22 protein-coding genes are annotated in these 24,043 nt (G+C 52.7%); 14 read left to right on the forward strand and 8 right to left on the reverse strand.

The features are described 5' to 3' along the window. Window positions 1-71: 71 nt before the first annotated feature. Window positions 72-290 (forward strand): hypothetical protein, encoded by a 219-nt coding sequence (locus PNAP_RS27265; protein ID WP_157040469.1) that lies wholly within the window; start codon window positions 72-74, stop codon window positions 288-290. Here the strand turns inward: PNAP_RS27265 and PNAP_RS21470 are convergent. Further along, complete coding sequence (locus PNAP_RS21470) at window positions 241-594, reverse strand: hypothetical protein (RefSeq protein WP_011797974.1); 354 nt, start codon at window positions 592-594, stop codon at window positions 241-243. The two genes, PNAP_RS27265 and PNAP_RS21470, sit on opposite strands and share 50 nt — an antisense overlap. Before the next feature lie 302 nt (window positions 595-896). On the opposite strand from PNAP_RS21470, the gene PNAP_RS21475 reads away from it, so the two are divergent. The 5 genes from PNAP_RS21475 (at window position 897) to PNAP_RS21500 (ending at window position 7,106) form a co-directional block, all read left to right on the forward strand. Then, window positions 897-3,329 (forward strand): coiled-coil domain-containing protein, encoded by a 2,433-nt coding sequence (locus PNAP_RS21475; RefSeq protein ID WP_011797975.1) that lies wholly within the window; start codon window positions 897-899, stop codon window positions 3,327-3,329. A 122-nt stretch (window positions 3,330-3,451) separates the two neighbouring features. Further along, the gene (locus tag PNAP_RS21480) at window positions 3,452-4,030 is read left to right on the forward strand and encodes a hypothetical protein (protein ID WP_011797976.1); all 579 of its coding nucleotides are present in this window, start codon (window positions 3,452-3,454) and stop codon (window positions 4,028-4,030) included. A 236-nt stretch (window positions 4,031-4,266) separates the two neighbouring features. Then, window positions 4,267-5,190 carry a hypothetical protein gene (locus PNAP_RS21485; RefSeq protein WP_011797977.1) on the forward strand — a complete coding sequence of 308 codons (924 nt, stop codon included), beginning with the start codon at window positions 4,267-4,269 and terminating at the stop codon, window positions 5,188-5,190. A gap of 66 nt (window positions 5,191-5,256) precedes the next feature. Beyond that, the gene (ssb, locus tag PNAP_RS26125; protein WP_011797978.1) at window positions 5,257-5,901 is read left to right on the forward strand and encodes a single-stranded DNA-binding protein; all 645 of its coding nucleotides are present in this window, start codon (window positions 5,257-5,259) and stop codon (window positions 5,899-5,901) included. A gap of 179 nt (window positions 5,902-6,080) precedes the next feature. Further along, window positions 6,081-7,106, forward strand: a complete 1,026-nt coding sequence (locus PNAP_RS21500) for a DUF7146 domain-containing protein (protein ID WP_011797979.1) — start codon at window positions 6,081-6,083, stop codon at window positions 7,104-7,106. Between the two features lie 143 nt (window positions 7,107-7,249). Here the strand turns inward: PNAP_RS21500 and PNAP_RS26130 are convergent, their stop codons facing one another. From PNAP_RS26130 to PNAP_RS21515, 4 genes are all read right to left on the reverse strand, one after another. After that, window positions 7,250-7,624: a hypothetical protein gene (locus PNAP_RS26130; RefSeq protein ID WP_011797980.1), complete on the reverse strand. Its 375-nt coding sequence runs from the start codon at window positions 7,622-7,624 to the stop codon at window positions 7,250-7,252. A 184-nt stretch (window positions 7,625-7,808) separates the two neighbouring features. After that, on the reverse strand, window positions 7,809-8,351 hold the full coding sequence (locus PNAP_RS26135) for a FlhC family transcriptional regulator (RefSeq protein WP_011797981.1): 543 nt from the start codon (window positions 8,349-8,351) through the stop codon (window positions 7,809-7,811). Continuing rightward, a complete protein-coding gene (locus PNAP_RS21510; RefSeq protein WP_011797982.1) occupies window positions 8,348-8,722 on the reverse strand; it encodes a hypothetical protein in 375 nt (124 codons plus the stop codon). Before PNAP_RS21510 ends, PNAP_RS26135 begins: the two co-directional genes overlap by 4 nt. A gap of 32 nt (window positions 8,723-8,754) precedes the next feature. After that, window positions 8,755-9,789 carry a hypothetical protein gene (locus PNAP_RS21515; RefSeq protein ID WP_011797983.1) on the reverse strand — a complete coding sequence of 345 codons (1,035 nt, stop codon included), beginning with the start codon at window positions 9,787-9,789 and terminating at the stop codon, window positions 8,755-8,757. 175 nt (window positions 9,790-9,964) lie between these two features. Between PNAP_RS21515 and PNAP_RS26140 the strand changes: the two genes are divergently transcribed. From PNAP_RS26140 to PNAP_RS21550, 7 genes are all read left to right on the forward strand, one after another. Continuing rightward, window positions 9,965-11,191, forward strand: coding sequence for a TraI domain-containing protein (locus PNAP_RS26140; RefSeq protein WP_011797984.1), 1,227 nt, complete (start codon window positions 9,965-9,967; stop codon window positions 11,189-11,191). Then, on the forward strand, window positions 11,184-13,097 hold the full coding sequence (traD, locus tag PNAP_RS21525) for a conjugative transfer system coupling protein TraD (protein WP_011797985.1): 1,914 nt from the start codon (window positions 11,184-11,186) through the stop codon (window positions 13,095-13,097). The genes PNAP_RS26140 and traD overlap by 8 nt, the downstream gene beginning before the upstream one ends. 294 nt (window positions 13,098-13,391) lie before the next feature. Continuing rightward, the gene (gene iscB / locus PNAP_RS21530; protein WP_011797986.1) at window positions 13,392-14,786 is read left to right on the forward strand and encodes an RNA-guided endonuclease IscB; all 1,395 of its coding nucleotides are present in this window, start codon (window positions 13,392-13,394) and stop codon (window positions 14,784-14,786) included. Further along, a complete protein-coding gene (locus tag PNAP_RS21535) occupies window positions 14,786-15,421 on the forward strand; it encodes a DUF4400 domain-containing protein (protein WP_011797987.1) in 636 nt (211 codons plus the stop codon). The genes iscB (PNAP_RS21530) and PNAP_RS21535 overlap by 1 nt, the downstream gene beginning before the upstream one ends. A 165-nt stretch (window positions 15,422-15,586) precedes the next feature. Then, entirely contained in the window at window positions 15,587-16,180 is a 594-nt protein-coding gene (locus PNAP_RS21540; RefSeq protein WP_011797988.1) for a type 4 pilus major pilin, read from the forward strand. Between the two features lie 459 nt (window positions 16,181-16,639). Continuing rightward, window positions 16,640-17,959 (forward strand): RNA-guided endonuclease IscB, encoded by a 1,320-nt coding sequence (iscB, locus tag PNAP_RS21545; protein ID WP_332261707.1) that lies wholly within the window; start codon window positions 16,640-16,642, stop codon window positions 17,957-17,959. A gap of 76 nt (window positions 17,960-18,035) precedes the next feature. After that, a complete protein-coding gene (locus tag PNAP_RS21550; protein ID WP_041377565.1) occupies window positions 18,036-19,742 on the forward strand; it encodes a prepilin-type N-terminal cleavage/methylation domain-containing protein in 1,707 nt (568 codons plus the stop codon). Between the two features lie 171 nt (window positions 19,743-19,913). On the opposite strand, the gene PNAP_RS26145 is transcribed toward PNAP_RS21550, so the two are convergent. Next, the gene (locus PNAP_RS26145; protein WP_157040470.1) at window positions 19,914-21,170 is read right to left on the reverse strand and encodes a hypothetical protein; all 1,257 of its coding nucleotides are present in this window, start codon (window positions 21,168-21,170) and stop codon (window positions 19,914-19,916) included. A gap of 23 nt (window positions 21,171-21,193) precedes the next feature. Here PNAP_RS26145 and PNAP_RS26150 point away from each other — a divergent pair, with 23 nt between their 5' ends. Then, window positions 21,194-21,901: a hypothetical protein gene (locus PNAP_RS26150; protein WP_157040471.1), complete on the forward strand. Its 708-nt coding sequence runs from the start codon at window positions 21,194-21,196 to the stop codon at window positions 21,899-21,901. Between the two features lie 174 nt (window positions 21,902-22,075). Here the strand turns inward: PNAP_RS26150 and PNAP_RS21560 are convergent, their stop codons facing one another. Then, entirely contained in the window at window positions 22,076-23,458 is a 1,383-nt protein-coding gene (locus tag PNAP_RS21560) for a type II toxin-antitoxin system HipA family toxin (protein WP_011797993.1), read from the reverse strand. Further along, the gene (locus tag PNAP_RS21565) at window positions 23,458-23,784 is read right to left on the reverse strand and encodes a helix-turn-helix domain-containing protein (RefSeq protein ID WP_232290842.1); all 327 of its coding nucleotides are present in this window, start codon (window positions 23,782-23,784) and stop codon (window positions 23,458-23,460) included. Before PNAP_RS21565 ends, PNAP_RS21560 begins: the two co-directional genes overlap by 1 nt. Between the last annotated feature and the right edge of the window lie 259 nt (window positions 23,785-24,043).

Here is a 24,043-nt window from a genome sequence, read left to right on the forward strand (position 1 = left end):
AGGCAAAGAAAAGCCTCAAGTCCATTCCTTTTTAACTACGTCGCTATGACGAATGAAGGAAATCTTTGAATATGCCACCCACTCAAAACGCAACAACACTCGGCCAATTTCTCTCGACCGACACCACTGCAGCGCTCGAAAAGCGTCGCAGCCGGTTGCAGCATTTGCTGCTCACCTCGGCAGCAACTTTCGAGGCGCGTGAACGCATCGAAAGCTATACGGTTCAAATCGATTTCGAACTCATGGAGCGGGTTGCAGTGCAGGAACCTGAAACAGGCCGATGGCATTGATGCGTTCGAGTTTGGTTAGCAGCACTTCGCATTCCTCGCTGTCCTCAAGGATCGCAAGGATGCTCCTGTTAACCAGGCTGTTGGCATCTGGACGCGACTTTAAACGTTCAATGAACAGGGCGTTGAACGTCTCAAAATCAATGCGCTTGCCCAACAAGGCCAGCGCCTCTTTGAATTCATCTTCAGAAAAACTGCATGGGACAGACAGAAGCCTTTGAAAAAGCTTTTCTCTGTCCCCTGTGGACCTCGATGGGGCTGCCAGGTTCGCCGTATTATCAATCAGCAGTTTGATGTGTTGTGCCATAAAACCAGCTTATCACCGGCCTTTTGAAGTGCAACTATTCAAATTGAAACCGGTTGCGTTCACTGAGCCCACATTGAAGTGTGGAATTCAATACTTAACGTGTTCGCATTTACCATGTCATTGCTGGGCCTAAAGCCTCAAAATACAACCCTCTACACCTGTAGTACAAATTTCTCATCCACGCTGTGGACTGGTTGCACTGAAGTTGATCTTTCTGCGAAAAGACGAATGCCTGTTGAGGCATCCGCCTTCTCGTCGCGAGGAGCTTTCCGAATTTAATTCATTAATTTGGAAGGAATTTTATGCAAGTCAATAAACTCATGCTTGAGCATTTCGAGGGAATCGAAAGAGGTCGCGGCAAGGATCGCATTGAGGTGGACTTCACGAAAGTCAATCCCAATGCAAAACTGGTGGCGCTGTTCGGTCCCAACGGAAGCTGTAAAACTACTCTGATGGACAACATGCACCCCTACCGGGTCATGCCATCGAGAGCGACTTCACCAACCCCCACGGCGTTCAGCTACTACCTTCACGTCATACCAGGCAAAAATGCGCTGAAAGATATTTTCTGGTCCCACAAGGGCCGTGAATTTCGCAGCGTCATTCGAATTCGGACAACGGGAAAGACGAATAAGCAAGAGTGCTACCTGACCGAAAGGGTGGGTGAAGACTTCTTGCCCTATGAGGACACCACCGGGCTGGTTAGTGATGGCAAAACCGATACCTATGACCGCGCAGTAGAAGCCATTCTCGGGAAACCGGAAGTGTTTTTTGCCACGCAGTTCAGTGCCCAGGGAAAAAAGCCGATCAGCACCATGACTGCTGGTGAAGTCAAAGCCCTCATGGCCGCGATGCTGATTATGGGCAGCTTCAAAACGCTTTCTGAAAAAGCCAATGAAGTGGTCAAGGGTCTGAAGCCGCACCTCAGCGCATTTCAGTCGCAATTGCTTCCTCTTGAGACGAAAATTCTCAAGGAACAGTCGCTGATTGAACTGCGCGGTAACCTGCAGCGCGAGATGCAAGTCAATGCTGAAAAAGTTTTGCGGCAAAAGTCGCTCATCAAGGAAGGCAGTGCAACGCTGTCGGCCTTGGAGCTCAAGCTGTCCCAGCAAGAAAGCGTGCTGGCCCAGCGGTCGTCGCTGCAAATGCAGCTCGGATCAGTCGTGTCTCAAAATGCGGCTGAACTGGCTGCCTTCGAAGCGAAGCAGGTTGCCGAAAGAAAATCAGTGGAGGCGGCCGATCAAAATAGCCGCAATGCTGTACGGGTCGCGCAGTCTGCATATGACGATGCTTCGCTTCGGGTCACCGAGACGATGGCAGTCATCGCTACCGAGAAAGAGATTGAGCAAGCGCGGGTTTTTCACCAAACCAACGTGCCGGTTCTTAACAGGCTTCGGGGCCAGCAGACTGATTTGTATGTGGACATCAACAAGTTCAATGAGCTCACCCAATTGGTAGCCAAAATGCGTGAAAGCTTTGCAGCTGACAGGCAAACGGGCATTGCCATGAGTGAGGCGGTTGAAACGGCCAGACAGATAGCGGCCTTGATCGGTGAGGTGCCATGTGCGGGTCACCGTTTTTCGGGTTCGTGCAAGCTTCTAGCCGAAGCGAACGGAGCTGCTGTTGGCTTGGCGGGCAGGCAAGCCAAGGTCGTCGAGTTGAGAACCCGCCTTCAGGGGGATCAGGTCAGGATCAAAAACAACAATGCAGAGCTGCAGCGCCTGATTCAGGTCAATGCTGAGAGGGAGGTACTGTTGGGCAAGATCGCAGCCCTTGAGCTTGCCTTGAGTAATGCAAAAGCCGTCCTGAAAGGGGCTCCTGCGCTTGAAAAAGCAAAGCAGCAACTCGATAGCTACCGGCAGTCTGCGTTACAAGCAAAGTCTGACCTTGCCAATGCAAAGACCATTCACACAGCAGCTCTGGGAGCGGTGAACAACATCCTGGCCAAGCAGCAAGGTGATAAGTCGATATTCATGTCTGTTCTCTACAAGGAAAAGGACAGGATTCAATCGGCCATCAGCGAGTTGCCGGTCCTCATCCAGGACTATGAAGTCAACGAGGCAAGGAAGGCTTGGCAATATGCCGAGCTGATGCTGGAGAACGAAGAGAAATTGCGCGACGGGCTGGTCAGTCGTTTCAATAATGTGGTTTTATCCATCAGTGATATAGCTGCTTCAAATGCAAAAATATCGCAAGTCACCTCTGTGTGCGATGCAATTTCCAATGAGATTTCTCAGTGGAGTTTGTTGTCGCGTGCGATGGGAAACGATGGGATTATTGCCATGTCAATCGATGACGCGGGACCCGAGATCAGCGCTTTGTGCAATTCATTGCTCAAGGACTGCGCGGGCGGTCGATTCAATATCAGCTTGAGCACGCAGGCCGCTACGGCTGGCGGAACGCTGAAGGAAGCCTTTCTCATCAACGTCGAGGACGTGGTGCGCGGTGGCGAGCCGACAGAGCTGAACTTTATGTCCGGTGGCGAAAAAGTTTGGATCAACGAATGCCTTGTAAGAGCGATGGCGCTGTACATGTCGCAAACGACGGCATCAAGCTTCAAGACCCTCTTCAGCGATGAGGCGGACGGTCCCCTGGACCCTGAGCGCAAACGGCAATACATGGCGATGAAACGCACTGTACTTGAACGTGGCGGTTATGACCGTGAATTCATCATTACCCAGACACCCGAGCTTTTGCTTATGTGTGACCAGGTGATCGATGTGACAAAACTTTAAGGAAATACGGACAGGCTGTGAAGCCTTTCCACTGCCGTTCCGAGTGACGGCAGTGGAAAGGGTGTACGCCCTTTGCCTTTTTTTTGGTTCAAACCAATTTTGAATGAAAGGCATAGGAAATTATGGAAACAGCAGCCGTACAGGTCAGTGATTTTTTTGCAGGGACTCTGGCGTATGTGCCAACCCACAAACAAAACGAATTAAAAAAATGCGCTCCATTTGGTATCGAGGAAGTCGAGCTAATGCTGCCGTCATTCCCGGAAGTGATGGTCGCTGATATGGAGCTTTGCTTTCAGCGCTATCGACGCGTGAAAGTAAATAAGGATGAAGTTGACGAAGACGGGGAATTCATGGATAAGGCGAAATATTATGCCGAGAACGGGGAAATGCCTAAGTCGCAAAGAAAATCTGCGGCTAGCGCCAATCTATTTGGAGCTTCAAAAGGGAAAGCTACAGCACTCCAAAAGCAGTTTTATGAGTGCATTGCATGGCTTTTCGATATTTACGAATCCGAATGCAGGATTCCGTTTGAACAGGCTTGCCTGAATCTCGCAATGGAGCCTGAACTAATCCGCAACACCGTATCAGCTGCATTCAGTGACGACATCCGTGAGTTCATCTTGATGTATTCCTACGCAAATCCAATGGATGCAAAACGTGTGCAGCGATGCATGCGTGGTTACATCAACTTCTACAACTGATGACTCATGAAATCACCTGGTATTTTGGATAAGAAATTTACGATCAACTGGGCAAAGCTTGGCTTGCTGTTGATATTTTTTCCGTTCTTTTTTGCAGGCTACATCCTGTATTTCATTTGGAAGCGAGTGAAATAAATTTATATGAGGGCTTGCCCTCAAAAGAACTCATCCGAGTTTTTTTGAGGTGGTCATTCCATCTTCGATCCTATTTTCTTTAACTAAAGGATTCGAATTTCATGTCATCACAACCTAAACAACCAGCCATCGAGAAAATCTTCCAGATCATCGCTCAGATGACCGGATTCGTCATTGCCACCCTGGTGAACTTCGTCAAAACAGTTTTCAAGGAAATCGTTACATCAGAGGAAAAACTGATTGATGAAGCTGCCCTGAAGGCCAGCCCCATGCAAACTGCTCAGGCAGTGTCAGAGGGGGGGCATTCAAGCACAGTTCCAGAAGCCATTGCAATCGAAGTTGCGGTATCCCACTTGCAAATGCACAGCGGTGTGATCAGAGACGCATCAACCAAGGTCATAAAGCTAAGTTTATTTGCGGGCTCAAACCCTCGCATTGAACGCCTGCTGAGTGTGCCTTGCGAAAAGTTGCATTTTCAACGCATCAACTGGCGCTTTGATCGGATTCGGCTTTCTCATTTCACACCTGAGAAAGCAGCGAAAAGCGATTTGCCTTTCAACTACGAAGGTGCCAAGAAATATTCGCTTGCGGATTTCGATGCAAAAGCCCCACACGGTCACCTGTCCAAGCAAGTTCAAAATTTTGCTGAGATACCTTTCTTATCCAAGGGGGGGTCTCCTGAAAAAGTTAGTTCTCAAGAGGAACAGACGGACAACTCAGTTACATCGCCAACAGGCTGTGTGACTGAAGCAGAAGGGACAGTTCTCAGTGCCAGCTCGGTGGTAGTTGCTCCTGAAGGAAAAGCGGAATACAGGAGTTTTGCGGTCGTTTTATCTACCGCAACAGGTGATGTGACGTTTCAAGGTGTCGATCTGGAAGTGCAATTCAAAAAATATCACTATTCCATTGGCGATCTGGTCAGTATCAAAAAATCTTCCTCGAAATTCGAGTTCACGAAACCCAACAAGAAAAGTGAAACAAGAACAAAAAACGTTTTCATCATTACTGTTCTTAAAAAAGCGTAGCCATAACTGCGCATTCAAACCATCCGGCTCTAGTAGCCGGTTTTTAATTCACTAGGAGAAAAAACAATGGCATCAGTCAACAAAGTAATCATCGTGGGTAATCTGGGCAAGAACCCTGAAATGCGGAGTTTCCCAAGTGGCGACCAAATCGCCACTGTCACTATTGCCACCACCGACAAATGGAAGGACAAGCAGTCCGGCCAGATGAAGGAAGCCACCGAATGGCACCGTGTGGTATTCAACGGCCGTCTGGCAGAAGTTGTCGGCCAGTACCTGCGCAAGGGCTCGCAGGTCTATGTCGAAGGCAGCCTGCGCACCCGTAAATGGACCGACCAGAGCGGCGTTGAAAAATACACCACTGAAATCCGCGCCGACCAGATGCAAATGCTGGGAAGTCGCCAGGGTAATGACAACGCCGGCCATGGACAAGATGACGGTGGGGGATATGGTCAGGATGACGGTGGCGGGTATGGGCAGCATCATGGTGGAGGGTATGAAGAACCTCGCCAGGCTCGCGCACCAGCTCAACGCCCGGCATCAGCACCTGCACCGAGGCCACAAGCACCGGCGCCACGGCAATCAGCACCGGTACCGTCTCATGCTTCCAGCGGCTTTGACGATATGGATGACGATATTCCTTTTGTCTGTGGGTCCATGTTTTACGACATGACCACCAGCAAATCAAGAAAGATGGCCCGTTACGACTACTGATCCGTAAGCGTCAAGTTCCAATCGCCTGCGATTGGCCTTGATGTGAACGCTGAAAAGAAACTGCTATGCAGTGCAAACCTCTCGGGGTTTGCTTATCCGCTTCGTCGAGCGGATAAGCAAAAAACCGAGCAAGGCACGGGTGGTTTTCAAACAAACCCCTTTTTGGGAAAGGAAACCAAATGGCAAGATTAGACCTAAGCAAAGTAGATTGGTACGCAACGCTCCCTCGACTGGGGATCGATCCCAGCACCATTGAAAACCCGAGAAGGCTGGGTCCATGTCCGATAGAAAATGATGGGAGGACCCGTTTTCGTTTCGTCAACAAAGATGGTCGTGGCAACTGGTTTTGTAACTTCTGCGGAGCAGGCGATGCGGTCAAACTGGTGGCGCTCGTCAATTCGAAAACTGATGCCGAGGCAATTCTCATGATTCGCGATCTGGACAATGGGCCAGGCATCAAGGGACCGCCTCAACGGCTAAAACCCATCGTGGAACAGCCAAGGGACGTCACCTGGATACGAAAGCTGCTGCAACAGGTTTGGGATGAAACCAAGCCAATTCAGGGGTCGGCTGTCGCACTGTACATCGAGCGCCGTGTACCTGGTTTCGATCTGAACTGGCTTTCAAGTTCACTGGCTTACCATCCTGATCTGTACCACGTAGATGAGGTGACCAAGAAGAAGAATGTTTTTCCCGCGCTTGTCGGACGTGTGACAGGATTGGATGGAACGCCTGTCACGCTGCACAGAACGTATTTATCCAAGGATGGCTTTAAAGCAGCTGTCTCACCAGGGCAAGTCAAAAAGCAAATGACCGGTGTGGCAACGCTCAAGGGCGAATCCATACGGCTCAATGTGCCTCGCATAAAAACACGCGTTGCAATCGTGTGTGAAGGCATTGAAACTGGACTTGCGCTGGTGGCCGCCACTAAAAATCGCCATGCGGTTTTTTCCGCGCTCAATGCAGGCAACTTGGCCAAGTTCATGCTGTCCAGAGCTGAATTTGATTTGTGCATCATCTGCGCAGACAAAGATGTTATGAATATCAAGCACGGCTGGCGACCTGGTGAGCACTTCGCGGAGATTCTTAGCGAAAAACTCATAAGTGAAGGCTATGCTGTCAAGTTCCGGATTCCGCAAGTTGAGCAAACTGATTTTGCGGATTTATGGATGGATCGCTGCAAATGGCTCAAGCTTGTGGCTTGAAAGGAAAAAAATCAGCCCGGTGCCTCGTTAAGAGGGGCCGGGCTTTTTTACGCCTGTACTTTTAAAACCTGGCGATGGATTTTAGGTGTTTTCTTCTAATCGATGACGTTTTTTAGGTGGCCATAAATTTACAGGCGGCCTAATTAGGCCGCCTGTGGAGATCTGTGATCAAAACAATGTGCCTTTGACTTTGAGCTTGTTTCGGTGAGAAAAACGGTTTGGCAGGTTTGACACTTTTTGGCTTCTACCTTGCCACCATGCTGGGCCATGGCCAATTCCCTGGCTTGCACCACACTGAACGCATTTTTGCCGAACAAGGATTGCTGTTGTCTAAAGCTGCTTTGCAGTGCAGTAGGAACGTCGCTGCGGTTGACTGCGTAGCTCATAAAAGCACAAAACAGTCCGGCTCGAATGTTTTTATCAGCATCGGTCAAGCACTCTTCGACGAAGGGCGTGAGGGTAGGTTGCTCAAAAACCTTGAGCGGATCAAGCTTCATCATTGCCTCAAGTTGTGGCATATTTTGTTCCCTGTTAGAACGATTTAATTTGCAACCGCAATTGCTGCTACAAACTTTAATGTAGTTCCTTTGGCGCGGCTTGCGATTTATTTTGTCTTTTTAGGAAAGAATTCAGGGAGTTTTTTAGGCCTTAAAACAAAAAAACCCGCCATGACGGCGGTTAAAAATCGGATAAATTGGGTGTTTAGAGGCACAAAGGGCACTTTGAACCACCTTCATCAAAACGGGCTAGATATTTCCCTAGGCACCCCTTGCAGCATTTGACAACCAGATGAGTGTGTCGGCTTTGAGGATTTTGCTCATTGTGATAGCCGGCGATCAGGTTGAAGGCTCGGGAGTAGGGGAGGGCGTAGTCACTTTCAATATTGCGAAAAGCCCCGTCAACATCTTGACCCTTCGGGCCTTTCCACTCACCTGCAGTGATGTTTGAAAAATGATAGTAAGTATGGGGAAGAGCAAGTTCCCGTGGCATCGCTGTCAATGCCTTTTGATACATCAAAATAAACAATGCCCCCTGAAAACGCCTGTCTGTCGTCTCAAGGTACCAGTCGTGGTTGCTCGGGAATTGACCACTTGGGGAAGAACGATTGTTTGTCTTTTTCCATATCGTTTCCCCTTCTCTCTTCGTCAATCCAAGCGCATGTACGATGATTGGATTTCGAGCGAGCATCCTGGCCATGTAAACAGCCCAGGGATAAACCGCCTCGCTTTTTTTTAGCCGACTCATGTTTTTGAGCGGGGCTTGTATGGTTCAAGGGTAATGTGCTTGGACAGATTTCTCAGCATCTGAGCTGAACTAAATCCAGAGCTTGCCAAAAGCGTGACCTCTTCGACAGTATTGACTCTGAGAATCACCAACGGCAAGCCCAGGCGGCATAGGTCCAGTAGATCCTCTTTTTCGGCTTTTTCATATGCATCGAGGACTTCATCGGTTGTCCCAAGGAGCATGGCAATGAGTGGCTCTTGCTTGCGAAGTCTTAGAGCAACTTCTATCAACTCCATGACAACTTTGTTAACTTTATTGATCTGTGCATGAAACGCTGGCGATGTGACGTGACTAGGAAGCAGTTCAGCGTCGTTTCCATGGTTATCTGGCATTTTCTCGGTGCTCCTTTTATAAATATTTTCTTTTACTCAACATCAAGGGCTACAGCTAGTGACCGCAGGTCGGCTGCAATGGCTTTGAACTGTTCTTTGATGGCGGGGGCGACCGAAGCCATTCGTTCCGCTAACGCTTTGGGGTATTTGGCGAGCATCATGGATACGTCTGCTTGTAGATCATCAAGCGCCACCTTGGATTGTTCTGTCAGCGAAAGGGTTCGCTGTAGTGATTGAAGCTTTTCGCCTTCTTGTTTTAGCCGCGACGAGATTCGTTCATTTTCATCCTTCAGCTCACTATTTTCCTTAGTCAGAGTTTCTTTCAGCTCAACTTCACTAGCGACGCCTTTGGGAAGTGCATATTTAATCGCCTCAACGGGCGTTTTCGCGTCAATTTGTGCTTGTTCTGCGATCCCTTTCCATCGCATGGCTTGCGTTTTACGCTCTTCCAGTCTTTCGCAAAGCTCGACATTGGTTTGCTCAACAGCGGAAAGTTTTTTCTCAGCTTCCAATCTGGCAATGGTTTCACTGCTTAACTCCGCCGCTATTCTGCGAACATCTTCAGCAGTGATTTTGCCGGCAGGATCTGCTTGCAAAACCTCTTGAACGGCAATCAAAGTTTGCTCATTTCCACCGATCGCAAACAATGCTGCCCGAGACATCTGGTCGAAAAACTCGATGCCTTCTGGATATTGTTTTTCATGATTTACCAGGGCTGAACCAGTTCTAACAGCGGCTCGAATGTTTCCATCGCTCATGCGAAGACGGGCGAAATTACGAGCGCAAAAATCTTGCCAGCCATTACAGTTTGTACCTGTAGACGCGGCGATATAGGCCTCGTGGCAGTGATACATAGCCACACATAACAGTCGCGCACTGGTGCGAATGGCAAGCTCAAATTGATGGACCTGCAGGGCATGGTGAATTACGGAAGAGGCGCTTGCTTCATCGAAATGATCACCCTCCAGCGAGATTGTCGGCGCGATTTGTCCTATGTACCCAACGGCGGGTGAATGTGAATTGATCAACTCTAGCGCTTGCATTGGGTTACTAAGTCCGTGGGTCATAGGGGTAAAGTTTTAACTGTCAAAATTAATTACTCAGGCTCTCACAACTATGAACCAGTCGTATTTCAAATACCGAACGAAAACACAATCATTTCAACTGACTTTCGAGAGAAGCGGTAGTTTAAGGTTCCATAGACCGGATATAACGAATGTCAAAGATTACAGCTAGACTCCCATGAAATTTTCTGCTAAACATCCAAAATACCTTTTTTCTGAGATGGGGCATGACTACTTTGCTCAATTGCTTACTGCCTGCGTCGGTGGCGAGCCAGCATTTCGTAGCCAGTATTTGCCGGTTGCCGAGCGCCTGGCTTGCACCGTTCAAGATTTGCCTCTCGAAAACTCCAGCTTTGCCTATGCTGGTGGTGCGCTTCAATTCGGCCTGTTAGCCGGATTAACCGCTCTGCGGCTTTGCGATGGGGTGATATTTGAGCCGTCAGCATCTGCTCAAAAGCGCATGCTGGTGGAGCCTCAATACAGATACGCAGCCTGGTGTGCGACGTTGGCAGGAGTGCCGCTGATCGTTGATCACTATGCGTTGCTGACCGTCAATGACAAGCCGTGGAGTTTCGCTTTTAGCCCGTCTTCACTCTGGGAAGCCTGTGGCACTACTGGTTCTTACGGTATTGAATGGAAGCCAGCGTCAAAAAATCCACCAACCCCATCGCTCGGATTGATATTGCTTTCGAGTTTTTTTTATGCCGGGCAATTCACTGATTTTGACTCCTCGGTCTTGGCAAGCATGTGCCAATCAGTCAATCCTGGACTTACTCAGTCATCAGGCGAATCATCCTTGTCAAAATTGGTTCGTGTTGCACAAGAGAAAGTCAAGGCTACCGAAAAGCTTCGCATCAGCAGAGTATTTGTTCCTGGTGAGGCACAGGTCAATACAGTGGCTTCTGTGATGCAGGCGCTTCAAACCGTACCCGCTTCAACCACGACAGAATCAGCGATTGTTAATACTCCTAAAGCAAAATCAATTTCATCAAATTGTGAAAATCAAAAAATATTACAAGTAGTAACATTAAATGTTGCTTCAGAGCAACGTACAAATCAAATAAACATAAATTCTTTGACTGATTCGAAGTTGAAACTGGAAAACGACCAAAAACTGGAGAACAAATCCGTGCCTGGCATACCTCCGAAAGTAACATTTTGGTTAAGAGCCTTGATTAGTGACGAAGCAATGCGCCTGGCATTCAAGTTTTTGCCTGACCAGGAAATGGTTGACATTACCGGTGCTCAACTCAGGTTTGGAGTAGTGGCCAAGGAAATGTTTGAGCTGCTTCATTCTTCAGGCTTTGTGCATTCCAAAGTGGGAAATTTGACAGTAAGACTCAATAAAGAGTTAACCGCCGTGGTCCAAAACGAATTCAAAAACCTTGGAGTCACGCATGCGTAAATACGAAGATATGTTTCGGCCAGCACATGAGGGTTATGCCGTTGCCGGTTGGGCAGCCGGTGCACTGCTGCTCGTTTTGTTCAGACCACCATTTTGGTGGGCAGCGTTCCCAGTCATTCTTGTCATGCTGATGTTTCGAGGTGGCCAGCTCGAAACACTTTGGAAATTTCGCTTGTCGCTCGCTGTCATGCTAGCGCCTACCATTCCAATTCTCACGCTCCTGGCCAAGTCGCGCCAGATGCGAAAGCAAAAAAAGAGCTTGTATCTAGGGCGTGGTTTCCAGTGGGGTCAGCGCCATGCGGAGATTGCGCAGCAGGTGATGAATCGCAATATCACCGAAATACCTGACCTTCCTGATTTCCTGAAGAAACACATCGAGAAGATTCTCGAAACGCCACCCCATGATCGCACAGCGATTCAAAAAGCAGCCTCTGTCTTCGTCAACCGGTTGATGCCAAAGCACACAAAGGTCATGAATGAAGCCGCTCTTGGCCTGCCCTGGATTCACGGCATTGGCGCGGTGGAGGATGAAGACATTTCCCTTCCGCTCAGTGTACTGACCGGCCATACGTTGATTCTTGGCACGACTCGCGCTGGCAAGACGCGACTGTTTGAATTGCTCACCACCCAAGTAATCGATATGGGATCGGCTTTGATTGTGATCGACCCGAAGAAAGACAGAGATTGGGTCAATCGCCTGCGCATGGAGTGCAAGCGCAAAGGGCGGAAGTTTCTCTATTTTGATGCCGCCAAGCCATCCGAATCTATCCGGATCAATCCACTGGCCAACTGGAACAACATCAGTGAGCCAGCTACCCGGATTGGGCAATTAGTGGATGCAGATGGGAGCTTTGCCGCCTTCGCCTGGAAAACGCTGGTCCGTGTGCAGCGCGGCCTGGTGGCCGCTGGCGAGAGGCCCAGCATCAAGAACACCAAGCATTACGTTCAAATGGGCGTCGATTCCCTGGCTGAACGTGTGCTAACGGTTCACTTCATGAAAAAGTATGGTCCTGAATGGGACAGGGACATCAAGAATTCCGGTGTTAAGGATGGTCCCGCAGGTCAAAAGGGGCCGCCTAGCCGGCTCGACTTGATGATTGCCAAGTTCATCAAGGACAACGAACCAGACGATGCAATCGCAGGATTGATTTCCATGATCACCCATTCCAAGGAACATTTCAGCAAAATGATCCAGGTGCTTGAACCTATCCTGGAGATGCTCGGTTCTGACGAAATTGGTGACCTGCTTTCGCCTGATCCGACAAACCTGGAGGACAAGCGGCCGATCTATGACATGCGCAAAGTCATCGACGAGAAAGCTGTTCTCTATGTGGGCCTTGACTCCCTGTCCAACAAAACCATCGCGCAAGCCATCGGTTCGATCTTATTGGCCGACATTGCTTCGACGTTGGGCTCCATCTATAACTTTTCCTCCAACCCAGCCGACTGCTACTTGTTTGTTGATGAAACCGCTGAAGTTGCCAATGACCAGCTGACCCAGATTCTGAACAAGGGGGGCGGGGCAGGGATGAAGGTGTTCCTGGCCATGCAGTCCATCGCTGACTTGAGCGTGTGTTTTCAGAGCAAGAAGGATAAGGCGGAGCAGATGCTTGGTAACTTGAACAATCTGATCTCCCTTCGCGTTCAATCGGTGGAAACGGCGCAGTATGTGTCGGACAAGTTTTCGGAGGTCGGCACCCGTGCCATGGACGTTGCTTTTTCCTCAGGCTCGGGTTCTTCTGAAGCGTTCACTGAGTTCCGCTCCAACGTTTCGCGCAGCCTTAAAACCACCAACACTGCGCTTGTGTCCCCGGCGCTGCTGACAAAGCTTCCGCCGCTTCACTATTTCGCCTTCATTGCCGGGCGAAGCTATATCAAAGGGTGCTTGCCCTTCATTGGCGAATAGACAAGTCAACCACCCCGGCCTAAAGGCCGGAGCTTGAAGTCGAAAGACAACGAGCCAGGTTGAAACAGGGAAAGCGGTATCCAGTCCGCTACGTTAGTCACAGGTCGTTCAGACGCACCAGCGAATGCTTCCTCAGTTCGCTGCTCTGCAAGGCTTGGATCATGCAGACCAAAGGTAAAGGGTCGAAGGTTTTAGTCGCTGCTCGCAAGAGCAGGAGCCGGTTATTGACATTCCCGAGGGGAGATTTGCCGAAAGGCTTACGTCACAAGGCCCGTAAGGGCAGAAGGATTTGAAATGGCAGTGTTTGTTTTAGACAGGAGCGCCAGGCCACTGATGCCGTGTACCGAGAAGCGGGCCAGATTGCTGCTGGAACGCGGGCGGGCGCGAGTACACAAGGTCATGCCGTTCACGATTCGTGTCGTTGACCTCGAAGCCGAAGATTGCGAGTTTCAGGCGCTGCGCGTCAAACTTGATCCGGGCAGTAAAACCACCGGCATTGCTTTGGTGCGGGAAACAGCAGAGAAGAACGGTGTGGCCGTCATCAACCTGTTTGAACTGATGCACCGTGGCAAACAGATCAGCGAAGCACTCACGGCACGGCGTGGGCATCGCAGAATGCGGCGCAGTCACTTGCGCTACCGTGCGCCCCGGTTCCTGAACCGGGGCAACAAAAAGTCAGGCTGGCTGGCACCAAGCCTGCAACACCGGGTTGATACGACGCTGGCATGGGTCAATCGTCTGGAGCGCCTCGCGCCGGTATCCGCCATCAGTACCGAACTGGTTCGCTTTGACATGCAGGCTTTGGAAAATCCTGATATTGAAGGTGCGCAGTACCAACAAGGAACGCTTGCGGGCTACGAGGTGCGTGAGTACCTGCTTGAGAAATGGGGCCGGACTTGCGCCTACTGTGGCGCCAGGAACGTGCCACTGCAAATTGAGCACATCCACCCCAAGTCGAAAAGTGGCTCAGACCGCATTGGCAACCTCACGCTGGCTTGCCAGTGTTGCAACCAGAAAAAAGCAGCGTTGCCCGTTGAGGTGTATCTAGCCAGGAAGCCAGAGCTGTTCAAACGTATTTTGGGGCAGGCCAAACGGCCCCTCAAGGATGCCGCAGCGGTGAATTCGACCCGTTGGGCCTTGGTAAATGCCCTCAAAACGACGGGTTTGGTGGTTGAAACCGCATCCGGCGGTAGAACAAAGTTCAATCGAATTCAGTTGGGAATCCCTAAAACCCATGCGCTCGATGCTGCCTGTGTCGGCTATGTGAACTCAATTACCGGCTGGCGCAAGCCGACCCTGTGCCTCAAGGCCATGGGGCGTGGAAGTTACCAGCGCACCCGGCTGGACAAATATGGCTGTGCGCGCGGTTATCTGACCCGTTCAAAAAGCATCCAAGGCTTTCAGACTGGCGACATGGTGAAAGCCGAAGTCACCCAAGGCAAGAAGACCGGTATCTACACCGGACGGGTTGCTGTCAGGGCATCGGGCAGCTTCAACATTCAAACCCGTCATGGTTTGGTCCAAGGTGTATCCCACCGCTATTGCACCGTAGTGCAGCGCGGCGATGGATACGGTTATTCACTGGTGGCAAAAACGGACGCGACAGGTACGTCACCAAAGCAGGGGGATGCTTTGCATCCCGCGCTCTACCTCCCCGGCCTGAAGGCCGGGGTTTCACGCGCAAACTGATGATCGAGATAAAAAATCAATTTGCAAACCACCTGATTTTCTGGTCGTTTGCGCTGCCGCTTGTTGGCGTCCTGGGCTTGCCTGCGTTGCTTCCTTCTGGGGACTTCGTGATTTCCGATGCAGAAGTAACTTTCTTCAAAAATGTTCTTGCCAAGGATACGGGCGCTATTACCGCATCGTGCGATGCCTTGTTCAACAGCCTTTTCGTCAAAACGCATATTGCGCCGGCCTTCAAAGAGTTTTTTGCTCCCGCATTGAGCGCTGGCGAGAATCCCCTGGGCTCGATGGCAAACAAATTTTCAAGCGACTACAACAACGCGCTGTGGCTGATGGTTTACCGTGGCATCTGGCGGCTCACGGGCTTGTGGACCATCGTATTGTCAGTGCTAATGTCTTTGGGAATCCCATTCCTGATCGATGGTCTGGCCGTTCGTGCGCGAAAGTCTTATAACTTTCAGTTCCACAACCCCGTGGTTTTTTGGACCGCTTCTCACTCGATGATTCTGGTGGTCGGCCTCGGCATTTTTCTGCCCTTCCTTCCCTATGCCCTGAATCCTGGGCTGCTGCTGGGTTTTTGTGTCATGTTTTGCGCTTCACTATGGATTACTGCGGCCAACTTCCAAACCGGCAATTAAAAGCTCGATGCTCGCAGGAGGCGGCCTAATTAGGCCGCCTTTTTTTTAACTATTTTGAATCATCGCTAAAGAAGTGCTTTTTTCGACTGAGGTTAAGCGAAATATTTCGGGAACATAGCGTCTGCATCCTGTCCCGTTCCTCAACTGTTTTTTAAAAGGTATTTCATGAAAATTTCTCCTCGCGTTTCCCATGCTCGCCCTGCTCTGAAGCAACAAACTGGTTTCACCCTGGTCGAGTTGCTGGTGGTGGCAGCCATTATTGCGATTTTGACCATCGCTGCACTTCCGCAAATTCAGGCCTATATCGTGAGCGGCAAAGTCGGGCCTGCGAACAACGAAATGCAGCGCGGCTTGACGCGTATGAAAATCAACGCCGAAGGCAACGGCACGACCCCGTACAGCGGTGTCACCACCGCAGTGTTCGCAAACACCATGCGTGATGGTTCGGTCTTCACCGTGGCCGGTGTGGCTGGTGCTGCAACCATCAAGCATGGCCTCACAGCTTCGGGCGCTGGTGTTGTTGCTGTCGCACCCGCAAAGATCGTGGCTACTGGCGATGCATTTTCCATCACGATGAATGGCGTGAACCGTGGCGCTTGCCCCGATATTGCCGCAACGATGCAAAAGTCTGCCGCCCAGATCGACATCAATGGCACTACTGTCAAGCCTATCGGCGGCAAATTCGATGGCGCAGCGGCCACCAATGCCTGTATTGATACCAACACAGATACCAACGTGTTTGTTTTCACTGTTCAGTAATCAGCTTTGCTTCGCATAGGGGAAATCGCTGATTGCAGCGATTTCCCCTTTTTTGTTTCTACCTCACAAGGTGCAAAAGTCAATCACCCCACCCTGAAGGGTGGAGCTTGCGGAGAAATCCAAAAAGCTAGGTTGACCAGGGTAGTGGTAGCCAATCCACGGCGTTAATAACAGGTCCTTCAGACACACCAGTGAGTGCTTCCTCAGCTCGCTGCTCTGTAAGGTCTTGATCATGCTGGACAAGGGTAAAGGTCCGAAGGTCTTGATCGCGGCGCGCAAGCGCTGGAGCCGGTTGTTGACAGTCCCGAGGGGAGACCGTGCGTCAAACGCCCTTAAAAGCGTTTGACAAGCGGCGTTACAAGGCCCGTAAGGGCTCGCAGCCTGGAATTAGACAGGCACCTTATTTCGAAAGAAGGCGAGATGGCGGTTTTTGTATTGGATCGGAGCGGGCAGCCGGTGATGCCCTGCAGCGAAAAGCGCGCCCGGCTGCTTCTGCAGAGCAAGCGCGCCAGGGTTCACCGGGTCATGCCGTTCACGATTCGACTGATCGACCGAAGCCAGGCCGACTGCCTGCTCCAGCCGCTTCGCCTCAAGCTCGATCCGGGCAGCCGGGCCACGGGCCTGGCACTGGTGCGGGATATTGAAACCATTGAGCCCGCCATGGGTGAGGTCACGCGCGGCGCGGCCGTGGTGAGCCTGCTTGAGCTGGAGCACCGCGGCAGGCAGATATCAGAAGCGCTCACTGCGCGTCGCCAGATGCGCCGCCGGCGCCGCAACCAGCTGCGCTACCGCGCCCCGCGTTTTTTGAACCGGGGCAACAAGCAAAAAGGTTGGCTCGCGCCTTCGTTGCAGCACCGGGTCGATACGACGGCGGCCTGGGTAGCACGCATCCAGCGCTGGGCACCGGTGACGGCGCTCAGCTCGGAACTGGTGCGCTTTGACATGCAGCAATTGCAAAACACCGAGATCGAAGGCGCCGAGTACAGCCAAGGCACGCTGGCGGGCTACGAAGTGCGCGAGTACCTGCTGGAGAAGTGGAAGCGCACCTGCGCCTACTGCGATGCGCAAAACACGCCGCTGCAGATCGAGCACATCGAGCCCCGGGCGCGGGGCGGCAGCCACCGGATCTCCAACCTATGCCTGGCCTGCCAGCCCTGCAACCAGAAAAAAGCCGCGCGCACGCTTCAAGATTTCCTCAAGAAAGACCCCAAGCGCCTGGCGCGCATCCTCGCGCAAGCCCAGCGGCCGCTGCGCGATGCCGCAGCGGTCAACGTCACGCGCTGGGCGCTGGCCAACGCACTGAAGACCACTGGCTTCCCGCTGGAGCTGGCCTCGGGTGGCCGGACCAAATTCAACCGATGCACGTTGGACGTGCCCAAGACGCACGCGCTGGATGCGGCCTGCGTGGGCCAGGTGGAGGCCATCACTGGCTGGCAGCAGCCTGCGTTCTACACCTTGACCATCAAGGCCATGGGCCGGGGCAGCTACCAGCGCACTCGGCTGGACGCCTACGGCTTTCCAAGAGGCTACCTGATGCGTGCCAAGTCGGTCCACGGTTTCCAGACCGGGGACCGGGTCAAGGCCGTCGTGCCCCAGGGCAAGAAGGTTGGCACGCATGTGGGGCGCGTGGCGATCCGCAAGACGGGCAGCTTCAACATCACCACGCCGGCTGGCGTGGTTCAGGGCATCAGTCACAAGCACTGCCGCATCGTTCAGCGGAACGACGGGTATGGCTATTTCTTCCACCGGGCCGATTTAACACAGGACGCGAACAGGTAACGGCCCAAAGCGTAACGGATGCGTTGCATCCGGCGCTCTACCTCCCCGGGCTGAACCCCGGGGTTTCACGCGCATCATGATGATAAAAAGTAAGCAGCGCGGTTTCACACTTGTCGAACTACTAATTACCTCTGCTATTGCGACCATCATCGCCATCGCCTCCGCGCCTGCCCTAGTTGCCAAAATCGAGGATGCCGGCATGGAAGGTACTGGGGTTTATATGGCGATGGTGAAAACCGGCTTGGAACGCTATAACCTCACGAACCACGACTCGCTTGTAGCCGGCACTGCCCAGGCAGTCGTGACTCCTGCTGTCGCTGATGCCTACGCGCCGACCATTGCAGAGCTGGTGCGCGACAAGTACATCACGGGCAACAGTTTGACCGCTATTACCCCGCAGCGACAGTCAATTCTCACAAGGATCACAACGCCAAACTGTCCGGGTGCTACATGCGCTGTTGTCGGCTTGGCCTACACCACGACTGCACTGGTTTATTCTGGCACTACAGATCCTCGCTTCGACCTGCTCGGAACCTACCTGGCTTCTCCAGGGGTCGCTGGCGGTGGTTTGATCACCAAGCCCGAGGGCGACGGCTCAATCCTTTCAGGCAACAGTGGCATGGTCTTTCCTAATCCAATGGGTGCAGTGCCAGGCGTGTTGGCCATTTACACCTATATTGACCAAAGCTTCTATGCCAACTTCGTTCGCATACAAGATACGCGCGATGCTGACTTGAGGGGCGGCTTGACTTTATCGGGCATGTCCAAGGACGGCGTCAACACGCTGCGGGTCAACGGGGATGCGATCACAACAGGAAACTCAGCCATTAACGGAAGCCAAACAGTGGCTGGCCCGGCTACGTTTCTCAATGACGTTAGCGTCAAAGACCCAGGCGCAGGAACGGTGTGTGTGAAGTTTTATGTGGCCGGCCAGATTGACGTGAATTGCAATGGAGTTTTGAACGCCAAGGCTGGCACGTTCACGGGGCCGCTAGGTACTGTCAGAGTAGGTAACACAGGCAGCGCTTATACGATAGACAGTTCTGGAAAGGTAAGAGGGCAGAATGGTTTCTACACTGCGGTGAACAGCATGTTTGGCGATAACCCAAATGGCGTAATGTTCGGCGGTACATTTTTCACGGTTACACAAGATGGTATTAACGCACTTTTATCCGTTCAAAGTGATGGTCAAGTACAGGCCCGAAAATCAGTTGCTACGCAATTTATCGCACTCACCAGTGCTGTTACTTTAGGTCAAGCTTGCGGGACTCCCGCCACAATTTCAGTGCAGGGTCCTGCCACCATGCCGGGAAATACGGCGCTCGCATCGGACGGAAACGGTGGGGTTGCTACCTGCATAGGAGGTGTATGGACAGGGATTACCAAACTCGGCGCCTTCAACGCCGCATGTCCAACCGAAGGCGCCATGGCCGCTGACGCAGCTGGCATTGCTCTGATCTGTCAGGGCGGCCGGTACGCCAGTTTGGCCGACAGATTCGGCAGTCTTGTCTTTTCGGAATCGACGGTGGTGAGCAATGTGGGCATCAATCCCCTTGCGACTGATCAGCCCGCATATCCTGCGGTCAGCAAGCCGCTTTGCGCTTCCACTTCCTCACCGCCCCGGGCCTACATCATCCCCAACAATGAGACACAGAGGCCACAAAAAGTAAATCGCTATCTGCAGGACAACGGATCGAGCTGGCTTGTCTACATGCTTGACGGCAACCGCAATGTTGTCACCGATGCATCTGCTACTGTGCAGACCTATTGCGCCTACAACTAGGGCTTGCGCCAACACATCATGGCGGCCTAATTAGGACGCCATTTATGTTTGAGAATGCCGCAAGTCCAGTGAAAATTCATTAGGAAGCAGGCAATCGATGAAGGATGAGCATCGTTGATGCAAAAAAAGACCCGCACCAGGGCGGGTCTTCAGTTTGAGGGGATTGGCTATTCAGCCGCCAGTGCCTGTAGTGAAGATGAAGGTGCGGTTGAACGCGGCGCCATTGTTCGTTCCGTTGATCACGACTTGGTAGCGCGTGTTCGCGGCCATGGGCGCATCAGCCGTGATGAAGGCTTGATGGCCTGCAAAGTAGCTTTGGCCGTTCACCTTGTTGGGATCGCTATCGCTATTGAGGACTGGCCGCACGGTAACTGGCACGCCGGTGGCCAGGTTGGTGAGGCTCGCATTCGTGATGGTGAGCTTGTTGCCGTCCCGCACTGCGATGTAGACAGAACTTCCCAAAGGAAGTCGAGACAGATCACGCCCCGGCACAGGATTAGGTGTTTCGTCCGCCAACTGACGGTTGATGCCGGTCGAGCCTTCGCATGGATATGTGGCAACTGAACTACCGTCGATTAATTGCGGTTGGTCCACGTCTTTGTAGGCCAAGTTTGCTTGTAAGGTCACCTGTCGCAATGCACTTCCAGCAATATCATCGGAACTTAAAACCGAAAATCCAACTTCTCTGAAGCCTGACATCAGCCCGGCTAAGTGATAAGGCGCATTAAGCAGCCTTACCATGCCAACCTTACCGAAACCAACTTTGTTGCCCGAATAGATCACGGATGTACTTTCATCGCCAACCGTCGATCCCTGTCCAACTGTATATCCAGCTTTTGCGAATCTTTCTTGTGGTGTTACACCAGTGAAACCAGGGGTGCCTGCAATCTGAAAGTGCCCAAAATATCCATTCAACACATTCCAGTTGGCATGGCCCTTTGCCGCAACATCGAGATTTGCATTTTGCGCAAGCAGGCCAAAACCGCATGCGTTGCGCTCTGCATTGAGCTTGTCGAAGGCTGCCGCTTCCTCGCTGCCGACTGCATAGGTTGAAGGGCTAACGGCCGTCACCAATGTTGAGGCGGTTGAAACCGGCGTCACTACCGGGGCAGGCTGAGCGCTCGGTGCGGACGCTGCAGTGGTTGCGCCTGAGCCTTCGCCGCCACCGCAAGCGGTAAGCGCCGACAGTGCCAACGCAAAACCGACCAAATTGAAATTTTTAGCTTTCATGGATTTTTTCCTTTCGATTATTGTTTCCATGCATTGAGAATACCAGTGCCATGCTTCAGCGCAAATTTGAAAAATCCAGAAAAAGACATAGCCAGGAAACTTTAGCGGCCAAGAGTTTCCCTGGCTTATCTCCAACATGAAAGCTGCTGTTTTGAGGTGCTCTTTCGACCGCCTCAAATGGAGCGGAACGATTGACAATGGATACTCCTAAAAGGAGCAACATGAATAAGAAATTCAACAAATGCATTGCCGTGGCTTTGCTGGCGTCGGCGGGACTCGCGGCACTGCCTGCTGTCGCAGACAACCTCTACACCTCGCAAACACGTCCGCGTCGGGTTGATGACTCAAGTGGATATTTGACGTTGACTGGAAATGTTGTAATCCCAAGTACAGCACTTCCTCCTGGCTCCACTGGCGGCGGTCTCGGCAACAGAATCATCAGCTTTTCTACTGGACCTGGCAGCTCAGGGTTCATCCGGGCGAAAACATGTGTTTTGAGCCAAACCTCCTCGAACGACAACAGGAATACCAGCTACCTTCGCATTGCTACGGGTCCTTATTACGATGGTACGTTTGTCTATAACCTGGGTTCCAGTGGTGGCGTCGAAGATTCGACTTCAGCTAATTGCTACTACGATGGGGTAGCGGGCTTTACCAGCTCACCCGTATTCAATAATTATGAGAATCAGGCCAGCTCATCAAATCGTGAATATAGTGGCTATTACGCACGAACACGGTATGACACAACGCAACTCAACTTTCTGACCGGTGCCACGAAGTCTCTTGGATCCAGCTACAGTTCTTATGAATATGTTCCTTGCGAGGTTGCTCCGCAAAGCACGGCGTGCTATGAAACGATAGTCTGCCCGGCAGGTTATGTCAGCTATCAAGGAACTTGCTACCCGGTTGACACGGGCGGTTCGGGTTGAGTCTTCATAGTTTCTGGATTGGCCGGCTGGTAGCGGCTGTTGGATGCAGACACGCACCGCTGCAAAGCAAGAAACCAAAGCCACCTTTTCGGTGGCTTTTTTCGTTGTCGGCGGGGTTTGCGCTGCTGGTGCGCACAGGACGCCTTTGCAACGCGCGACCCGCCCGCACGGGTTTCAGTCCGGCTTGCGAATCTGCGCAACCAGCGCTGGGCTTGCAATGTCCTCCAGATCCCGAAACGCGGAACCGATCTGGTCGATGAGCTTGCCGTTCGCCGCGAATTCCTCAAAACACGTCCTCCACTGTCGCACCTCGCCCCAGACCTGCCGGATGAGGGCGAGCGCCCGGGACCGTTCGGGAGTGAAGGCGGCAAAGTGGGTCATTGCGTTGTCCAGGCTGGCGAGCTTTCCCTCGGTGCCGACTTGCAAATGCAGCATGCGCTCATAGGCGAGACTCGGGCGCGGAACGACATCGTAAAGCGGACTGAGCACCCAGCCGGCCAGATGCGGGGAATGCACGAACCCGTGGTTTCTTAAGTGGTCGTCGTCGTTGCTCACGAAGATGTTGAACACCATCCGGGTGAAAAGCTCTTCGCAGTCTTTGCGGATCGATTGCGGGTGCGCGAACTGGCGAATGGCGTGCGCCAGGTCGTGATAGCCTTTGGTGCGAGACTCGAACTCGCTGCAGCCGACCAGCGTGAGGCCGCTGACAAACGCAAGCCTGCCTTCCATGAGCCCACCATCAGGGCGGGTGTCATGCAGCGCCGTGCCTGCCGCAGGCGCCTGGCCAGCGGCGGCCCAGTAACGGTCGAACCGGCGAATGAGCATCACGGGCCGCCCCCCGATGTCCTGGTATTTCACTTCAGGCACGGTCAAGCCGCACCGCCTGGCCAGCTCCAGGGTGCAAGATTCGGCTCGTGCTACATCGAGCGTGTCGCCCCTGGCAGGGAACTTGGCCAACCACAAAGCGCCGTCATCGTCCCGCACCGATGCCTTGGGCCGCGCGCCGCCGGCAGAAGGTCCGGCGCCCAGATAGTCCTCCAGGCTGGCAGGCACCGGCAAGCCTTGATCCACCCTGTCTGCGGCCTGCAGAACGTACCCCAGTGAGCGCATGTCGCTTGCCGATGGGGAGTCGGGGCTTGTGCTGTCGGCTCGAATATCGAGCGCTCCGACACGGTCGCCACCGGCCTGGAGTAGGTAATCGGCCTCGGCCAAGCTGTTGGCGGGAACTCTGCGACGCGCCTCGATGACTCGCCGCCCCCAGGCATCGGGCGCTGCATCGCGAATGCCGCCGAACTCTTCCAGGCCATTGGCCGGAAAGAACTCCTGGCCAATGGCCGCCTTGCGGTCCGGGATGGACAGGCTCACCGGGTCAATCTCGATGGCTTCAAGCCGCTGGAGGTAGCGCGTTCCGTAAGAAAACCGTGAAGCCAGCTCGCGGCTGCGCGCGCCGGCTCCGAGGTCTTCGGTCAACGTCAGGAGTCCTGCGGGAACAAACCGAGGACCAGCCTTCTTGGCGATGCTGGCAAAGACGTAGAGTTCGCGGACTTGCCTGGCCATCAGAAATCGAGCTTCTTGAGTTCAGCCACGCCAAGCGGGCGAACGCGGCGGGTCGCTTCCCTGGCTGCCAGGGCCTGCAAAGAGGGGTCGTCCTCCTGCAGCAGGGACAGCAGGCTCACCCCTGGCGCAATGGCTTCGAGATAGCGCAGGATTTGCGCTTGCGTGCGGCTCAAGTCGCCCTTTTCGATGAGCGCAGCCGTGGAGCGCGCAATCCCCGCACGGGCAGCGGCATCTGCTTGGCGCAGGCGCCGGGCCATGCGAAGGCGTGCCAGCTTTTCACCCATGGCGCAAGCCTCTTCAACCCGGGCAAGGGGCATAAGGGGCATTTCGTTTCTCTTCATGTCTGCAAACAACGACCTTAACAGGCGTTGCGTCCGTGATTGCGGACAATATAGCAACCTTCTAGAGACGAGTCAAGTCCGTAAATCAAGACATTATCTTGATAATGGAGTCGATTACGGACCTGCGGGTATCGGCCATAGGATGCAGGCATGCACCGCTGCATCGCAAGAAATCCAAGCCACCTTTGACGGGTGGCTTTTTTCGTTGTGGGCGGGGGTTGCGCTGGTGCGCGCAGGACGCCTT

The organism is Polaromonas naphthalenivorans CJ2 (genome assembly GCF_000015505.1).
GTDB lineage: Bacteria > Pseudomonadota > Gammaproteobacteria > Burkholderiales > Burkholderiaceae_C > Polaromonas > Polaromonas naphthalenivorans.

Bases quoted from the DNA above. Each gene is read 5' to 3' on its own strand.
- PNAP_RS27265 (WP_157040469.1), top strand. From the start codon at position 72: ATGCCACCCACTCAAAACGCAACAACACTCGGCCAATTTCTCTCGACC.
- PNAP_RS21470 (WP_011797974.1), bottom strand. From the start codon at position 594: ATGGCACAACACATCAAACTGCTGATTGATAATACGGCGAACCTGGCA.
- PNAP_RS21475 (WP_011797975.1), top strand. From the start codon at position 897: ATGCAAGTCAATAAACTCATGCTTGAGCATTTCGAGGGAATCGAAAGA.
- PNAP_RS21480 (WP_011797976.1), top strand. From the start codon at position 3,452: ATGGAAACAGCAGCCGTACAGGTCAGTGATTTTTTTGCAGGGACTCTG.
- PNAP_RS21485 (WP_011797977.1), top strand. From the start codon at position 4,267: ATGTCATCACAACCTAAACAACCAGCCATCGAGAAAATCTTCCAGATC.
- ssb (WP_011797978.1), top strand. From the start codon at position 5,257: ATGGCATCAGTCAACAAAGTAATCATCGTGGGTAATCTGGGCAAGAAC.
- PNAP_RS21500 (WP_011797979.1), top strand. From the start codon at position 6,081: ATGGCAAGATTAGACCTAAGCAAAGTAGATTGGTACGCAACGCTCCCT.
- PNAP_RS26130 (WP_011797980.1), bottom strand. From the start codon at position 7,624: ATGCCACAACTTGAGGCAATGATGAAGCTTGATCCGCTCAAGGTTTTT.
- PNAP_RS26135 (WP_011797981.1), bottom strand. From the start codon at position 8,351: ATGAGTCGGCTAAAAAAAAGCGAGGCGGTTTATCCCTGGGCTGTTTAC.
- PNAP_RS21510 (WP_011797982.1), bottom strand. From the start codon at position 8,722: ATGCCAGATAACCATGGAAACGACGCTGAACTGCTTCCTAGTCACGTC.
- PNAP_RS21515 (WP_011797983.1), bottom strand. From the start codon at position 9,789: ATGACCCACGGACTTAGTAACCCAATGCAAGCGCTAGAGTTGATCAAT.
- PNAP_RS26140 (WP_011797984.1), top strand. From the start codon at position 9,965: ATGAAATTTTCTGCTAAACATCCAAAATACCTTTTTTCTGAGATGGGG.
- traD (WP_011797985.1), top strand. From the start codon at position 11,184: ATGCGTAAATACGAAGATATGTTTCGGCCAGCACATGAGGGTTATGCC.
- iscB (WP_011797986.1), top strand. From the start codon at position 13,392: ATGGCAGTGTTTGTTTTAGACAGGAGCGCCAGGCCACTGATGCCGTGT.
- PNAP_RS21535 (WP_011797987.1), top strand. From the start codon at position 14,786: ATGATCGAGATAAAAAATCAATTTGCAAACCACCTGATTTTCTGGTCG.
- PNAP_RS21540 (WP_011797988.1), top strand. From the start codon at position 15,587: ATGAAAATTTCTCCTCGCGTTTCCCATGCTCGCCCTGCTCTGAAGCAA.
- iscB (WP_332261707.1), top strand. From the start codon at position 16,640: ATGCCCTGCAGCGAAAAGCGCGCCCGGCTGCTTCTGCAGAGCAAGCGC.
- PNAP_RS21550 (WP_041377565.1), top strand. From the start codon at position 18,036: ATGATGATAAAAAGTAAGCAGCGCGGTTTCACACTTGTCGAACTACTA.
- PNAP_RS26150 (WP_157040471.1), top strand. From the start codon at position 21,194: ATGAATAAGAAATTCAACAAATGCATTGCCGTGGCTTTGCTGGCGTCG.
- PNAP_RS21560 (WP_011797993.1), bottom strand. From the start codon at position 23,458: ATGGCCAGGCAAGTCCGCGAACTCTACGTCTTTGCCAGCATCGCCAAG.
- PNAP_RS21565 (WP_232290842.1), bottom strand. From the start codon at position 23,784: ATGCCCCTTATGCCCCTTGCCCGGGTTGAAGAGGCTTGCGCCATGGGT.